Here is a 16716-nt window from a genome sequence, read left to right as displayed (position 1 = left end):
CTCTTCGCACGCGCGTCAACACGCGCGTCAAGATTGGAGGCTTTCTCCACAGTCGCTGAAGATTTTGAGTTCGACTTGCTGCGGCGACGCTCACTCGCCTGCACAGGATCCGCCGTTATCGGAGCTCCTCCAATCTCAGCACGTTCGGCTGCTGCTTCTTCAGCGCTTCTGCTTTCCAACTCGGTAGGTTCTAGCGTCCGCATCGCGGACCTCGCCTGCGCCTGTTGGCTCATTAGCGCATGCAGCTTCTCTGGCGCGACACCGGCGGGGCCCGTAGACGCCGTTTGCGCAGCTGGGGTCGAGACAGCTTCGTTCTCTGCGCGCGCGAGCGCCTGCTGCGTCGAGCCGGCGCCAGCTTTAGGATCCGCTGTAGTTGTTGCTTCGGCGGACGCCGGGGAGGCAGCTGGAGTAGGTACCGTGGCAGGAGCCAAAGTCTGTGCGGCAGCCTGCTGGGAAATATTCGGAGCTCCGCCGGCTCCATTTCCGATTGCATGCGGCAGAGGGGCCACCTCAATGTCACCAAGGACAGTAAGCGGGTTCGCCAACTTCGTGGCCTGATATTCCTTGCCATTTGGAAGGATTACCTTCCAGTAGGGATCACGATCGCTCTTACCAACGAACACTTTCGCGTTCAGCAGCGCTTCGGCAAGAGTGTTGGCTTCGGAAGGTACACCTCGTATGCCCTTCTCATCGATCGCCTTCGAAAGCTCGTCCGCAGCTTTTTTCCAGATTACGTATAGGCCGTCGGTGCCATACCACACGCGACCACCCTCTTGGTTGATCGTCCACTTGCTCTCACGAATCAAAGTTCGCATCGCCTCCAGCAGATGAGGCTCCAAATGGTTGCCAACCGTGAGGGTGCCGTAGTACTCCGGCCGCACAGCTTTATCGCGATCCAGAACTCGCTTTCGAATACGGGTAACGAGTTCGGCCACGGCGTTTTCGTTGTCGCGTGCAACGCCCGTCGCAACGGAGAACACGATAGGAGCGAGCGTGGGGGAACCAGCCTCCAGGTACTGAAGGCATTTGTCGGGGACGATCTTACTGATCATCGCGGACACCTCGGCTTTTACCCCGGCCCACTCCGCCCTTGGCTCTGGCTGCCACGAGATGTAGTAGTTCTCGAACCCATGATCGGTACACCACTTATGAAGTGGCGAAAGATACTTTGGCCATTGCACTCCACCCGGGCCACTCACAATGAGTGAAGCCAGCGGGCGATGCAACTCGCAGCACAGACCAGCGAGGAAAGCCGCATAGCGCCATCGAGGTTCGAGTTTGTGACGGCGTTCGACGCCTTCAGTCGGGGTGAAGATCACGCCTTCAGAAGCCTGCAGGCTGTAAAACCCCATTTCGAGCGACAAACGAAAGAGGCCACCCGCGCCGGTGTGTGTCTCTAGTCTTGATGCCGGAAGGAGGTGCACGTACGCCGCCAAGTTGCTGATGACGGACATGTACATCTCGTTGAACTCATCGTCAGCACCGCCAGCGACTGTACGGATACGTCCCATCAACTGGGATTGACTATCAATAAGTTGCTCCACCGCTAACACGTCGATCCCCGGATCTATTGGGGGATAAACAGGGACGCGAACGGCTACAGTGTCGACTCGCGCGGCTGGCGTACCGAGCCGCGCTGCGATGACAGGCGAAACCGCAGGGATAGCGGCGGCCTCTTCTTCAGTTCGACCTAACAGCCGATGGAGGAATCGTTTGAGCATAGGGAAAGTCTATGCCCGGCCTCCAGAGCAAGAAAGCGCAAAACGTGCTGCATACCGACGGTGTTTCAAGGCATTTGAGGCGACTGAAAGACCGAACCGAGTCGAGCACGGCAACCCTATATAGGAGTTGATCAACTGGAGGTAATCAATCCTCGTCACTCACAGTGATGGTGCGGCGGACCGCAGAACTCTCCAGTCTCCGTTTGCACAGTAGACGGCATATTCGTCCACGAGCTGAGCAATCTGCTGCGCAAGGACCTCGTCAGCATCCCCTCCCGAAGGTGCGAAGAAAGCCGAAACTTGCTCCTGCGCTTGTCGACACGCTGGTCGCAATGCTTTCACAAGGCGCAATGCGTGGGCGTAAGGCATGCGATGGAACAAGTACTGGCGGACGTGCGCCGAAACGTCCAGCGCGTCGTTCAGGATCGAGGTATCACTGAAGACAAAGCTGTGCCCGCCGCCGCGAAGCTTCGCCGGCAAGCTGCCCAGACCGAGCGCGCGTCCCTCAAATGCACCCACAATCTGGTTGAACACAATCAGCGTTGGGGACACTTTCCCCAGGCCCTTCAGTTCACATGAACCCAGGGTGCGGAGGATGTTTCCGAGACGCATGCGCGTGTATTTGTCTTTTGGCATTCCCGATGGAATGTCATTCCCCGGAACACAGTGGCCAATCCCTCCCAGCGCCATCAAATTTGCGATCGCCGCCTGATCACCGCGGGAAAATTCGTTTGACGCGGCATAGTTCACCAAATGCCTGTCCGCCAGCTTCTGCAGTGCCCTGGCAACGCGGGGATGGTTGCCACTATCGATCCACAGGACCGCACCGCCGCCTGCGAGCATCTGCTCTGCCAAGCCCATGATTGCCATAGACCTGCCGGAGCCAGTTTCACCAAGGCTGCGCAGGAACAGTGGACGACGGGCCGAGATGGAGACCACTCCCTCGCGCCCGAGCACAAGTTCCCGGCATGATTGGTGTTCTACATTGGCGCGTTTGGTCGCCAACCCGCTGGGGCTCAGTCCGACTTGCATAGCAACTCGTGCCCGCCAGAAATCGCGCTGTCTACTTCCTGTAGAAACACGAACCCGGTTGAGGATGCAGGCAGCACCGATCAGCCTGCCTGCTGGTATGTCGCAACGACACGCGATTTGTGCCGCTTGCGCGAGCCGCCGAAGTTGCCGTTATTGCACACAGGGCACATCACCGGTTCGTTACGCTCATGAACGTGGTTGGAGGAGCAACAGTCGCACTCTGAAAGCCGTAGTTCGCCACTGTCAAATGCCCGAGCGAGCATGAGCGCGCGCTCAAAAGAGAATTCCATGCTCTTTTCCGCGGGCGCGCTCTCCCGAAAAAAGGCGTACGCCTCAATCAGCGCATCAACATGGTGAGCACCAAGATTGCAGAGCTTATTGTATGAGTGGAGTATGAGGCTGCACTCGAATCGACGATTCGGTTTTTGGAAGAAGCTTCCGAAATCCGGAGACGGTGACATGCCCGGCTTTGGCGTTCGCCCCGTCAACTGAGTAAAAATTTCTCGGAAGGTGGCGATATGTACCCCCCCGTGAGGGGTAAGGAGCGCCTGCATCGTTTTGGGTCTGGCGCCAAATTCACATAGCCGCTTCAGTCTGCGTTCGTGCTCAATGTAGAAGCGAAGCTGGGTATTTTTCATGTTTACCCACGCAACGCGATGACATTCTTGATCGCCGACGGTGACGCGGTCGCAATCGCAGCAACCTTGAGGAGATCCTCAAACTGGTTGTCGACGAAAATTGCCTGGTTGGCTTCTTTCGTCTTCTCAACAAGAACTTCAAGAGGGGTCTGGAGAAGCATGTCCACAGCTTCCTGGCTGAGCTTGTAGACCATCATGGCCCGACTCCTATCAAGTCGCACCGCGTTCCAGCGATTCTCCAAAGCCCTTGTATTCTCGCGCGCCGCGAGCTCAAGTATTGGACACATCATGTAGACCCCCCAATGTTTGCCGTCAGCCGATTCCCGTGTTTGGATCTAAGCCTGGGAATTACAACTTCTTGGCAAGAACTAACCCTGAGCGGAATCTACACAAAGGACAGCCCGTTAGCAAGCTGGAGGACACCCCTCGGAAGGGTTGATAGATGTTTCGAGGCAACAGGTCTAAAGTTCCACGAAAACAAGCCGTTACAGCTAGACCGCGTTGACTTCCTAGCGCCAACCGCGTCACCTTGCCCTAGATGAGGGTCACCTTACGCGGCCGGACGAATGTGATTTATTATTCTCATTTTCTTGGCTGCGGACGTGATTTTCCCAGTCGCCCGTGTCGACCTGCGGCATAATACGCCGCTAAAAACTCACTTTCTTTGGGTAAGCCACATGGAACAGAGCGGCATTGACGCCGTCCGTCAGACGTTTGGCCAACGCCTCCACTTGGTCCTGGATGCGAGAGGGTTGCCGACTACTGGATTTGCTCGGAGCAGGTTCATCGCCGAGTTGATCAAAGTCACATCGCCGACTGCATACAAGTATCTGTCCGGCGTGTTCGTGCCCAACTACGACATATTGATGGAGCTCGCGCGCCGACTCAACGTGACGCCAGACTTCTTGATCGGCGCAGAGGGCACGAACAGCTATCTTCTCTACGATCCGCGCGGGAAGGACCCGATTTCAATGTCCTTGCCTCAGCGCATTAAGGAGTTTGCGACCATCGGGTGGGCTGGCTTGTTCTTTTACTGGCAAGTGGCGCCTGAAGAGGCATTCTCACTCGTCCAGGCCGGCGACATTGTTGTCTATACGGCGCAAAACGTGGTCCTTGAGGATGGCCAGCACTACATCGTTCGCTATAACAACTTGATGTACGTGGCCAGGATCAGATCTCTGCCGGAAAACCCACAAGGGGCGCCGCGCTGGGAGTTCGCTTTTGAAGACAACACGGTCATCGATATTGCCCAATCCGACATTGGCATTGGCTATACGACCCATCAGCAACGCGATAGCCTCTACGTTATCGGAGCGCCCGTGTATCGGTTTCCTGCTGGACATGCTTTCCCGCGTTGAGGTCTGAGTAGGCGGTAATCAGATTGCCGTCCTCCCCCACAATGAACGCCCAGTGACTTTCTGCATGGAAGAGCTTTCGGCTTCCTCGATGGTACTCACGCGTTGAGACCATTCCCACCTTCGCGATTCGCTGCATCTCCTTCCAAGCATCAACTGCACCGACGTTGTTCAGCCGAGTTCGGAACTGATCGAACCCATGCTTTGTGACGCCGATCGTTCCGTGCCCTTTTACGTCCAGTAGAACTCGCATAGGCTCCGTCACCACCAGGTGCTTGACGCGGGTGCCCGCGCCCTCGCCTACCCAAGAGTCGTCCCTACTCACACTCGTTGGAACATCGAGGAATTTTGTAGTGAGAAGCGCCGCAAATGGGACCAGGTGGGATCTTTGGCTTTTGCCCGTTTTGATGTCTGCAATGAGCGACGACGAAACAGTGAGCGCGAGATTAGCGCCACTCCGATTATCGCCAAGCAATTGGACGTCTTCCACGAGATAGTGAATTGCGCTCAATTCAGCAACGACGGCCTTTTCTGGCACGTCCACCTCAACGCTGACGAAAACCATCCCCTGCTTCCGGCCTACCTTCCAAACGCATACAAACTTGTCACCGTCCTCCCGCGTGTGCACGGTGAGTTGATCCATCGCTGCAGTCATCAAAACTCCTCTATCTACTGCCTAGAGGATACGGAATGTGCCCTGGGTTTCAAGCCACTTTCCTCTCACGACAGCGCAAAAAAAACGCGCCGGGATATCCCCGGCGCGCTCATCATACACAGACCGTTTCCGGCCTGCCATCACGCCCTTTTGGGAAGCGATCGGACAAAATCATCCATGTCCATCCCTGCCTTTCCAGGTGCGTACTTGATTGCACGCTTGCCCATCGCTTTCGCACGCTGAGCAAGCTTTTCTCCCGCCTCGAAACCACGTCGACGACCCCGTTGATCCGGTAGGTCGTTGTCCTGATAGATGCGGATAAGGTCTACCTCATCTGGAATGGCGATTTCCTCCATCCCCTGGGCGTCAACGGCTGACCAACAACTCTCGCCGCGATATCGAATCACTGCGAGTGATGTCTCAATGCCTTCCGCAACGCTCATCTCCCGGCCGACCAATGGGAGCAGCCGGATGGCTCCCCCCTTCACTCCGATGGAGAGTTCCTTCTTACGAGCACTCGGTACCGGCGCCTTCTCTCCTTCCTCGGTCAGGAAAGTTCGATGGATGTTGCAACAGACGCCATCTGGGCCCTGAATTGCGGCCAGCATTCCCGGAAAATTGCCGACATGAACCCACTTCTCGTTGTCGTCTTTCTCCCAGTACTCCAAGGCAGGATGAAACCGCAATACTCGAGGCACTTCAGATTCCTCCAGCCCGGGCAGCCTTCGCTCCAAGTGCTTCCATACCGGGTCTCCTTGAGTCACCCGAAAACCGGCGTCCCAAAGCTTTTTGTATCGCCCTTTCCTCCGCTCTACTTCAGCGGGAGTAAGTTCGTCGCTGGACTTCAGGACAGGCCTCGGAGCAAGCGCTGAACCGCTTAGGTCGGGCACGCTTCCCCCCGACCATTGGATCGCCCACTCGATAGCTTCCATGAAGCTCACGCCGCCCAGGGCGAACTGCAGCAACTTCAGGCCATCGCCTGGGCCACATCCGCGACAGAAGTAGTTCCCATCTCCCCACTTGTCGGTGAAGCTGTAGCGATCATGGCCACCACAGAAGGGGCAGGGAACACCCTTTTTCAACCAAGTTTTGTCAAGGCCAGCTGACTCGAGCAGGCCGCGCCATTTGCCGGCCGCACGGTACTTGGCATCCTTGATCATCGCGTCGCGCGCCGCACGGCGAGCATTGTCATCTCTAATCATGGTTCCAATCCCCATGCTTACAGCTGTTAAAGAAACCAGGCGCAATCATCGCGCCTGGGCCCCTACGCCGCTTGCTTCAGTACAAGACGATTCGTCATCATCTCGAACATTCGCTGCGGCAACTCCTCGACCTTGTCAATTCTGATGCTGTCGGGTATCTGACTGGAGATATCAAGGCCAATTCCCACTCCCATCACCTCGACACCCCAACGAGCGCATGAAGCGACAACTTCGGCAACTGCAGACCGGCTATCCGGTTCTCCATCGGTGATGGGAAGAAGGATTCGCCGAGTCGCCTTAGTCGAAAGCAGCGAGTACTGGCCAAACAACATCGCGTCGGCTAGCGGGGTGTTTGCCCCGTCCGCCCGAACTGCCGCGATTCGACCTGCACGCCTGCTCACCGACTCACTGAACCCGTTCAAGACGAGCACGTTGCGATCGCAGTTGATTTCACCCGCCGGGAAAGCAGCAGTTGCAATCTGCACGCCATCAATCTGACCGAGCGCTAGACCCAATGCAGTGCATGCGTCAATTGCCAATGCGATACGCTCTTCCTCCTGCATGCTGCCCGAACGATCCAGCAGCAATTGGATAGCGACGTCGACGTTTGTCCGTCGTGTTTCCCGCTCGAAGATGTTCAAGTCCCCCATAGGCAACCTGAGAGCTCCGAGATTGGAAAGACGTTCACCTGCATACCCTTCCCAACACTGGCTCAACGTCTGTGATTCCAATGCCGTCGTCAACTTCCGACGCAGTGCGATCGTTTCGCGCTTCACGCGCTGAACGATTTCACCGTTGTCTTCAATTTCCGACAAGAACGGCACGGCTTCGGACAGTACTGGCGGGTCCTCCGTGGTGGACGCAATGCTGGTCAGCATCGCTTGCAGCGCTTCACCTAAGTCCTCGCTTGGGTTGTACGCCGCTCCAAGCGCTGCCTGAAGGGCGGCGCTTGTGACGGGATCTGCCAGGCAGAACGACGGTTCCGCTTGCCCGCCGGTATCGACTTCAGTTGCGTCGGTACCATTGGCTGTCGCGTCGTGACCATCTTGTCCACCCGCCAACGATTCGCTGTCGGCGATATCGCTGCATTCTGATGAAGAAGAGTTACCTTCCCCAACTGCTCCGGGTTCGCCGGCATGCGATGACTCAGTGTCTCCGCCGGCGGTGTCCTTCTCGCCGTTGACGTGACTTTCACCGCCGCTCTCAGCAGGGACTTGCGTCCCAGCCTCGATACCTTCTGGACCAGATTCAGCCTGCTGCGGTTGCCCACTTTCGGCTGTATCTTGCTCTCCACTAGGGCTGGTCGCTGACGACTGAGTGCTGTCGCCAGCAGCCGCGTCCGAGTCATTGGTTCCCGTCGGGGACGCGTCAGACTCATCACCTTGCGGATCATCTTCGGACTGTTGGCCAGGAACGCTGGAGGCGTCTGCAGACTCGTTCTCGCTGCCGCTTTCATCCGGCTGAGAAGTTGACTCTGCAAGGTCGTCCACGAACTGTTGGAGCAGCGCAGCTGCCTCTAGGGCAATGTGCGCGGCTTCAACTGACGAGCACGAAGTCTTAAGCTTTCCAACGATCGCGAGGTAAGAGTCGGCAAAGGCAATGCCGAACCCGTTGCGCAACCACTCAACAGCAGTTGCCTCGCTTTCCTTGTAGAACTCGCGCTTCAGCACTCGCCACTGCAGTATTTGCAGCGTGCCGATTACCAGTGCCCCGGACAATGAATCCACGTTTGAGATATCTGCCAGGCGGCCTTGCTCTTGAAGCAGCTTTCGCATCGCCATAAAGACCCGATGCGCGCCCGGATACCGACGCTCCACTCGCCCCTCAATGCGCACGTCTTCCAGTGCATTGAAGAGTCGGAATACGAACGGCGGCAGATTCAAGGCTTGAACCCCCTCGAAGTCGGTTTCGACCACATGTCCAGCGCCTTCGTGGAGGATAAATCCAAGACCCAAGATGCGCGCTGTTTCGACTTCAATCGGCAAATTCGGCAGGGTAATCTCTCTGCCGTTGGTGCAAGCCTGGCCGCCAAACCGCACGACAAGGCCACACTTCTGTGCCAACAGCCTTGCTGCGATTGGCAGAGCCCCTTTCAAGGTATTGATGTTCATGCGATTCCTCAGAATGAGAATCGTCCCCGAAGGGGCGACAAATTGCCCCTACGGGATTAAATACCGAGACTGATGACAGTTCCCGACTGCGTCGGCAACGGCAGCGGCAGGGACGGAAGCTGGCGCGAAGAGCGCACAGTTGTTACTGCCGAAGCACCGACTGTGACCGAGTGCTGAACCGGTGCCTGAGGTACCTGTACAGGCGCGAGTTCGGTTTCGTCGTCGACCGCACTTTCGTTCGTGCCGACAGCAAATCCGAACGTCGCGGCAACATCACCGGAGTCCAGACATTGCTGACCGAACGCGCGCATCCGATCTGGACGTTTCAAGATGCCTGTCAGGCCCCAGAGAGTCGTCAGATGGATCCCCTCGATCTTGCCCTTCGACGGTAGCAAGTTGATGCTGTAGTCGATGGTCTCGATGATGGGACGCACGCACGGGTCGAGGAACGCCAGACCCTCCATCTTCTCGCGAATGGCTTCCAGTGCGTTCTTGCATCGCTGGGTGACATACTCACGAGCATGGCGACCTTTGTTAGCGTCACCAAAGCAGAGGGTGCGCTCCTCAAAAGCTGCGGCCTCTTGGGCGATTTCCCGAAAGAGAGTGCCCGCAAGCCCCTGCTCCGCCTGCTTCAGACCTCGCGACAGTTGCTCTGCTGCTTCCTCCGATTCGTCGACCGAACGGACCTTGCAGGCCTGCCAATTGAAACCCAACGCACTCTCAACGTACGCCTTCCCAGGCGCTTCGTCTTTGATGATGTGGGCCCACTCCTTGTTGTTCGGAGCGTTTTGCCATTCCTGGATGAAGCGGTCGTAGTTTGCAACGAGGTGGGCGCGAGCTTGCTCGTATTCCACTGCGATGGCTTCCAGCTCGTCGGCGACGAGTTTGGCCTTGTTGTACGGAATAGCATAGCCGCCAAGAAAGCGTACGCCGCGGCTTTCGCAAGCCTTCTGCGCGCGCTTCTTGAGCTTATCGAACGGTTTCAGGTGCTCGCTATCGATGACCTTTTTGCTTCCTAGCGACGCGAGGTCGCTGTTCGGCAGCTCATCGATCTCACCGATATCAGTCGTACGCAGCTTGCGCCGGCCCGACCAGATATGGATTTCGAGACTGAAACAAAGGACCCGTTCAATGGTCCGGATTTCGTTTTGATTCGACATGGAGATCTCCTTACTGCGAAAACCCGAAGACACCATGCCCCCTACCGGGCATGGAATCCCCGGCTGGGTTAACAAACGAATGGCTGACTTGGTTAGGTGTGTCAGCTACCCTCTCTGCGCACTGCGCAAAAAACATCTCTGGAAACGGCTCGCTTTCCGGAGATGTCTTCAAACATATGGGCCGGCCAAGGCCCTTCAGCACGGATACCCGCGCCTAATTACCGCACCGTGATTCCCCAGAGGTAAGCGCGATTGCTAAGAGCTGTCAGTTTCGCCGACTGCTCCAAGCTCCAGCTGTCCGGGATCAGCACCTCTGCGAGATACTGGGTCCCAAAGCCCTGAGAGATCACTTCGTGCCAAGCAATTTGTTGGCCGACCCCCTCTGCAGTTCTCACTGCATCAACTGCCCAATCGGAAGTTACTCCGACAGACATCGCAAACGCCGGCCGATCCGCCATAAGCGCCCAACCGAAGATCTGCGCATTCCTGAGCCCATACGTACGGATACGCTCCACCAATGAAGGCGGTAACTGATCCGCGACGGGTCCGGTGTGGAAATCAACGCTGTCAAACCATGGCGACGCACCAAACTCCTCTGCGAGATCGCAGGAAGCTCGATAAGCCTCGTCACGAATGATCCTGGTTACCTGCGCAAGCGCCGCTCTGGCTTTATCCGCGTTCCCTGCAACTCCAAGCTGCTGAAGTGCGAACGCGACGCCCGAGATCCCGATTCCGATCCGCCGGCCAAATCCAGGTTGCCCCGGACATCCCAGCGTCTCCTTGACGTCGTGCATCGAGTCAAGCTCGCGAACCGCCAGCCGGATTTGCTCCTCGAGCCGCTTGCTGTCGAACCAATCATTTCCGCGTTGAGTATCAGCAAGATAGTCGCAGAGGTTGATCACCGATCCTGCCACCATCTCGCTTGCGTCGACGAACTCGGAGCTCGTACCGAACACGCCGCCGCAACCATCCCGAACCACTGAACCCGCACCAAAAATCATTCCGCTGACTTCCGTTCCCAGCAATTCGGGAACGCGTTGCGGATGAGCGAGTAACTCGCAATCGACGTGTTGGCTTGACCCAACACGCACATACTTTTCCACATTCCCGAGACGAGCAGCATCTGCGAGATCGCCTTCGCTGATCACGATCATCGGAGGGGCCCCATCAACTGCGTTGCCTCGCGCCGACGCTGCGTACAGCCTTTCGATTGCTTGCAAGGTCGCAGCCCTGTTGGGCTCATGGGGATTAGATTCATCGATGAGTTGAGTCGCACTCGCCAGATCAACGAGAAGCGGCATACCCACCCGCCCGGCAACAGCTACTTCTGCCAGGACGTCGTATGTTGAACGGCTGCTTGATAGCGCCAAACTGACCGCCAGCACGCGGCTAGTGTCAGTCGATGTGGTGTACTCGGAGACGAGAACACCACGGTCACTCACAGGATCGGCAAGCCAACTGGTGCCTTGATCGGTGCCATTGCTTGCCCCGAACACACCTGACTGCGCAATGAGCTGACGCTCAAAAACCTGGGGTTGGACGTTCATTTCTATCTCCTTGCGAATTTGAACCCCAGAATCGAGGCCCCCCAGAGCGTTCTGGATCGCTCTGGGGGGCCCCGAAACTGAAGAAATTCGCAGGGAGAAGCACTACCAGCCCATTGCTGGACTTGGTGAAGACGAGAGGGGAAAGCTCCCTAAGGCTTGGCTAGTCACATTCGAAGAATGCAAGACGGGCATACCAAGCAGCCCTTCCGTGCCGTGGCACAAGAAAACGTCAGAAGCATTCCAGTGGGGCATGCTTATGACGTCTCGGAAGAACAGAATGCCGCGGGCGCGGCTAAGGCTAGTGTAGACCCCCAGCTAGGTTCCGGTGATTATAGTACGGGCGATTCCTAACGGGAACGGTCAATTTAGTTGTTGTTGCGTGGACGAGGCCCCGCGCTTACGCGCGGGGGCTGCCCACGGCCACCTAACAGATAGGTAACCACTTTTACAGGGGTTTCCTGATACGAAGCAAGCAACACCGCTTCGTCGTGTCTCCATACCGGAGTCGCCTTCCGAGGCGGAGACTGACACATTGGACAAGATTGCAAACACCTAACGAACGTGCCGATTAGGGCACAAAATCTCAACTTATGTGTCCGAAATCTCAACTTATGTGTCCGTGAGCAGGCGAAGATTTTCAATCCCAACTGAGTGCACCGCCAGTCTGATACTCGATGACTCGAGTCTCAAAAAAGTTGCGCTCCTTCTTCAGGTCGATCATCTCGCTCATCCACGGGAACGGGTTTTCCTCGTTCGGGAACAGCGGTTCCAAGCCGATCTGCTGACAACGGCGGTTGCAGATGAAGCGCAGGTAACCCTTGAACATCGATGCGTTCAGGCCCAGCACACCGCGCGGCATAGTGTCTTCCGCATAGCGGTATTCCAGATCGACGGCCTTCTTGAACAGCTCCGTGATCTCGGCCTTGAACTCATCCGTGAATAGGTGCGGGTTCTCTAGCTTGATCTGGTTGATCAGGTCAATACCGAAATTGCAGTGCAGCGACTCGTCGCGCAGGATGTACTGGTACTGCTCGGCAGCACCAGTCATCTTGTTCTGACGGCCCATCGCGAGGATCTGCGTGAAGCCGACGTAGAAGAACAGGCCTTCCATGATGCAGGCGAAGACGATGAGCGACTTCAACAGCTTCTGGTCGTTCTCGGGCGTGCCGGTCTCGAAGGACGGGTCCGTCAGCGTGTCGATGAACGGGATCAGGAACTCGTCCTTGTCGCGGATCGACTGCACCTCGTGGTACGCGTTGAAGATCTCGGCCTCGTTCAGGCCCAGCGATTCAACGATGTACTGATACGCGTGCGTATGAATCGCCTCCTCAAACGCTTGGCGCAGCAGGTACTGGCGACACTCAGGTGCCGTAATGTGCCGATAGGTTCCGAGCACGATGTTGTTGGCAGCCAGTGAGTCGGCCGTAACGAAAAAGCCTAAATTGCGCTTGATGATACGTCGCTCGTCTTCGGTCAGACCGTTCGGGTCTTTCCACAGGGCGATGTCGCGCGACATGTTGATTTCCTGCGGCATCCAATGGTTCGCGCAGCCGGCCAGGTATTTTTCCCACGCCCACTTGTACTTGAACGGCACCAATTGGTTCACATCGGTCTTACCGTTGATGATCCGCTTTTCGGCAACGTTCACTCGTTTCGCAGCTGCGGTCGCATGAGCGAGCGCAGTCGTTTCGACTGACGAGATATCCATATTAACCTCTCTCTGAAAATGACGGGGGCAGCCGACTGACTGCCCCCAAAAATGATTCACTGCAAACCTAGTCCGACTTCATTGGCAGGCTTGGCATCCATCAGAATCCGGATCCCCAGGACGGAACATGCATACCCGTCCCTCAACATCAAGATCCGAACTCTGCGTTGATTGCTGCGTCGCCATTGCTGACGAAGGCGCAACAGCATTGAGAGTTCCCAAAGCAACCGTAGACTTCTCAACAGACGTAGCGGCAATCGTGCGCAGGTAATAGGTCGTTTTGAGACCACGCAACCACGCAAGTTTGTACACCTCGTCCAACTTCTTTCCAGAAGCGCCGGCCATGTAGATGTTCAAAGACTGCGCCTGATCGATCCACTTCTGCCGGCGTGCGCCAGCTTCCACGGACCAACGTGGCTCGACCTCGAACGCTGTGGCATAACGCGCCTTGATCTCATCAGGGACGCGATCGATCTTCTGAACAGAACCATCGTAGAACTTCAGGTCCGACAACATCACCTCGTCCCAGATGCCGAGCTTCTTCAGATCGGCGACCAGGTACTCGTTGACCAAAGTGAACTCCCCCGAGAGGTTGGATTTCACGTAAAGGTTCTGGAACTGGGGCTCGTTACTCGCAGAGACACCCACGATGTTCGAGATAGTTGCAGTCGGAGCAATCGCTACGCAATTCGAGTTGCGCATACCCTGCCGCCCGATCTTTTCCCGCAGGGCATCCCAGTCCATCGACGACGAACGGTCGATATCCAGGTAGCCCTCTCCGCGTTCCTGCACCAGCAGATCAATCGAGTCGAGTGGAAGAATTCCCTTCGACCACAGCGACCCGTTGTAGCTCGGGTAAACGCCGCGCTCAACAGCGAGATCCGAAGAGGCCTCGTAAGCGTAGTAGCAGATGGCTTCCATCGAGCGATCGGAGAAATCGACAGCTGCCTCGCTGCCGAATGGAATACCAAGCACGTACAGCGAATCTTGATACCCCATCATGCCAAGGCCCACCGGACGGTGCCGCATATTCGACGCGCGAGCTTTTGCCACAGCGTAGAAATTCATGTCGATCACGTTGTCCAGCATCCGCATCGCGATCCGGACAGTGCGCCGCAGCTTCTGGTGATCGAGCGCCATACTGCCATCTGGCAGTTTCACCAAATGAGCAACAAGGTTCACCGAACCAAGGTTGCACACGGCGATTTCGCTGTCGTTGGTGTTCAGCGTGATTTCCGTGCAGAGGTTGGAGCTGTGCACCACGCCGACATGCTGCTGCGGAGACCGAATATTGCAAGGGTCCTTGAACGTGATCCAAGGATGTCCGGTCTCAAACAGCAGACCGAGCATCTTGCGCCAAAGATCAACAGCGGGCAACCGTTTGAAGTGCTTCAACGTACCAGCATCGGCCAAAGCTTCATAATGCTTGTAGCGCGCTTCGAACTTCGAACCGTACAGATCATGCAAGTCCGGAACATCGTTCGGCGAGAACAGCGTCCAGTCTGCACCCTCGTGCACGCGCTTCATAAACAAGTCCGGAATCCAGTTGGCCGTGTTCATGTCATGCGTACGACGCCGATCATCCCCGGTGTTCTTGCGAAGCTCCAGGAATTCCTCGATGTCGAGGTGCCACGTTTCAAGGTACGCACACACCGCACCTTTGCGCTTGCCCCCTTGGTTCACGGCGACGGCTGTGTCGTTGGTGACCTTGAGGAAAGGGACAATTCCTTGCGATTTGCCATTGGTCCCCTTGATGTAGGAACCCAATGCGCGAACGCGAGTCCAGTCGTTACCGAGCCCACCAGCGAACTTCGACAACAGGGCATTTTCTTTAAGCCCGTCATAGATGCCCTCGAGGTCATCCGAGATCGTGGTCAGATAGCAGCTCGAAAGCTGCGACCGGAGCGATCCCGTATTGAACAGCGTCGGCGTACTGGCCATGTAGTCAAACGTCGACAGTACTTCGTAGAACTCGATGGCACGTACTTCTCGTTCCACCTCGTTCCGCGCCAGCCCCATCGCCACCCGCATCAGGAATGCCTGCGGTAGTTCGATGCGCTTGCCGTCGATGTGCAACAAGTAGCGGTCGTACAACGTCTGCATCCCGAGATAGTCCCAAAGGCGATCTCGGTCCGGACGAATGGCACTTGCCAGACGTTGCAAATCGAACCCACGCGACATGTCGTCGGCAAGCAGTTCAGCGTTCACCCCTTCCTTGATACCGCGAGCGAACGCCTCTCCGTAAGAACCGGCAAGCTCAGCGAAGGTTACGGCCTTGCCGAACACGTCGTGTCCCAACTGAAGCGCCAGGACAAGCCTGGCAGCCGCCTTGGTGTAAGCCGGCTCCAACTCGATCTTCGTACGCGCTGCAAGAATCAACGCGTTCTCGATCTCCTCTTCCTTCGCCTTGTTGTAGAGGTTTCGAACGGCTTCATCAAACAGATCTGTCGCTGAAACACCTTCGAGTCCAGCTACGACGGACTCGACAATAGCGATCCAGAAGTTAGGATCGAACGCTGATTCACCGCCACTGCGCGTGCGATACGACTTGATGTGGTCGTAACGCCCTGCAGTCTCGGCCGGCGCACGCTTCTTCGACGCCATCTCGCGGTAGAGGACATAGCCGCGGGCGACCTCGTGCTCGCCCGCACGCATCAGGGCCAGTTCGACTTGGTCCTGCAAGGCCTCGATGTGAAATGAACTGCTTTCCCCTCGTCGACCCAGCGCATCACAGACTGCTTGTGTCAGCTGCTCAATGCGTTCACGTTGTGCGGCGCTGAGCGATACGACGCCTGGGCGATACGGATTCCCATGTGCGTCATACAGAAACGCCTTGGCAAGCGCGTTTGCAATTTTCGATGCGTCAAACGGCACCGTCTCGCCATTTCGGCGAATGACCATGTAAGCACCGACAAAATCTCTTTTCATACAAAACTCCCACAAAAATGCGTGTTACCCAAATGATTGGACGAGGCCTAGTTAAGCGGCCTCTCTGCGAGATCGCTTAAGTGGATCCCGCAAGCACTGGGTGACATACGTTCGGCAGGAATTTCCCCTGACGGGAAAGCTTCCCCGCCGGGTTCAAGAACGTCGACCGCGAGGGTCAACAGTGAAAGAGAGAACGAGGTGTTCTCGATGGTGTGTACAGCATCACCAGACTAGCCAATGGTCCGGCCTGGGCTAAATCCGTCAGCTCGGGAGCGACTTGCGCTCAAAGAAACCGGCAACTTCCCAAAGGTTCTCATTCAGAGAAGCTTGGGGAAGTCCGCTCGAGTGAACGAGCGGGCTTCGGGTTGTGTACAGCAAATTCGCTGTACGAAGACATCCGGTCAGCGCAGCACCGGGGGCACAAAGACACTGTTCGCTTTGACGAACTGATCGGGATCACAACTCTCGTTGTCAACCACCAAACCGATACCGTCGAAGGCGACCTTCTTCTCCACCGTCTTACCTGCTGCTTCGACCTGCACTCTGCAAGCAAACGCGTTTCGGAGCACCTGCTCGTTCTTGATGAACTCGATCAGTTCTGCACCCGTTACGACTCGTTGAGCATCCATGTCCGTCTCCAAATCTAGTTGAGGCAGACA

The 16716-nt window shown here is 56.6% G+C and carries 13 protein-coding genes; 1 reads left to right on the top strand and 12 read right to left on the bottom strand.

Features of this window, described 5'->3' with window-relative positions; genetic code table 11:
- The 4 genes from mobH to BG83_RS0125530 form a co-directional block, all read right to left on the bottom strand.
- Positions 1-1721 (bottom strand): MobH family relaxase (gene mobH / locus BG83_RS0125545; protein ID WP_024979419.1); only part of this gene is annotated, 1721 nt, incomplete at its 3' end.
- Between the two features lie 159 nt (positions 1722-1880).
- Entirely contained in the window at positions 1881-2753 is an 873-nt protein-coding gene (locus tag BG83_RS0125540) for a hypothetical protein (protein ID WP_024979418.1), read from the bottom strand.
- An 80-nt stretch (positions 2754-2833) separates the two neighbouring features.
- Entirely contained in the window at positions 2834-3391 is a 558-nt protein-coding gene (locus BG83_RS0125535) for a FlhC family transcriptional regulator (protein WP_024979417.1), read from the bottom strand.
- A 2-nt stretch (positions 3392-3393) separates the two neighbouring features.
- Positions 3394-3588: a hypothetical protein gene (locus tag BG83_RS0125530; protein ID WP_024979416.1), complete on the bottom strand. Its 195-nt coding sequence runs from the start codon at positions 3586-3588 to the stop codon at positions 3394-3396.
- 480 nt (positions 3589-4068) lie between these two features.
- On the opposite strand from BG83_RS0125530, the gene BG83_RS0125525 reads away from it, so the two are divergent.
- Positions 4069-4749, top strand: coding sequence for a helix-turn-helix domain-containing protein (locus BG83_RS0125525; protein WP_024979415.1), 681 nt, complete (start codon positions 4069-4071; stop codon positions 4747-4749).
- Here the strand turns inward: BG83_RS0125525 and BG83_RS0125520 are convergent.
- From BG83_RS0125520 to BG83_RS0125485, 8 genes are all read right to left on the bottom strand, one after another.
- Entirely contained in the window at positions 4697-5401 is a 705-nt protein-coding gene (locus BG83_RS0125520) for a hypothetical protein (RefSeq protein ID WP_024979414.1), read from the bottom strand. The two genes, BG83_RS0125525 and BG83_RS0125520, sit on opposite strands and share 53 nt — an antisense overlap.
- 140 nt (positions 5402-5541) lie before the next feature.
- On the bottom strand, positions 5542-6603 hold the full coding sequence (locus tag BG83_RS0125515) for a DUF7146 domain-containing protein (protein ID WP_024979413.1): 1062 nt from the start codon (positions 6601-6603) through the stop codon (positions 5542-5544).
- 62 nt (positions 6604-6665) lie between these two features.
- Positions 6666-8714 (bottom strand): hypothetical protein, encoded by a 2049-nt coding sequence (locus BG83_RS0125510; RefSeq protein ID WP_024979412.1) that lies wholly within the window; start codon positions 8712-8714, stop codon positions 6666-6668.
- Positions 8715-8770: 56 nt separating this feature from the next.
- On the bottom strand, positions 8771-9874 hold the full coding sequence (locus BG83_RS0125505; RefSeq protein ID WP_024979411.1) for a DUF3150 domain-containing protein: 1104 nt from the start codon (positions 9872-9874) through the stop codon (positions 8771-8773).
- Positions 9875-10092: 218 nt separating this feature from the next.
- The gene (locus tag BG83_RS0125500) at positions 10093-11421 is read right to left on the bottom strand and encodes a hypothetical protein (protein WP_024979410.1); all 1329 of its coding nucleotides are present in this window, start codon (positions 11419-11421) and stop codon (positions 10093-10095) included.
- 637 nt (positions 11422-12058) lie between these two features.
- Entirely contained in the window at positions 12059-13129 is a 1071-nt protein-coding gene (locus BG83_RS0125495; RefSeq protein ID WP_024979409.1) for a ribonucleotide-diphosphate reductase subunit beta, read from the bottom strand.
- A gap of 78 nt (positions 13130-13207) precedes the next feature.
- Positions 13208-16057 (bottom strand): ribonucleoside-diphosphate reductase subunit alpha, encoded by a 2850-nt coding sequence (locus BG83_RS0125490; RefSeq protein WP_024979408.1) that lies wholly within the window; start codon positions 16055-16057, stop codon positions 13208-13210.
- A 401-nt stretch (positions 16058-16458) separates the two neighbouring features.
- A complete protein-coding gene (locus BG83_RS0125485) occupies positions 16459-16686 on the bottom strand; it encodes a hypothetical protein (protein ID WP_024979407.1) in 228 nt (75 codons plus the stop codon).
- Positions 16687-16716: the final 30 nt, after the last annotated feature.

Source organism: Ralstonia pickettii (assembly GCF_000607165.1).
In the GTDB taxonomy this organism is placed as follows: Bacteria; Pseudomonadota; Gammaproteobacteria; order Burkholderiales; family Burkholderiaceae; genus Ralstonia; species Ralstonia holmesii.
Note: the sequence above shows the minus strand (reverse complement) of the source record. Positions and strands in the feature narration are given on the sequence as shown.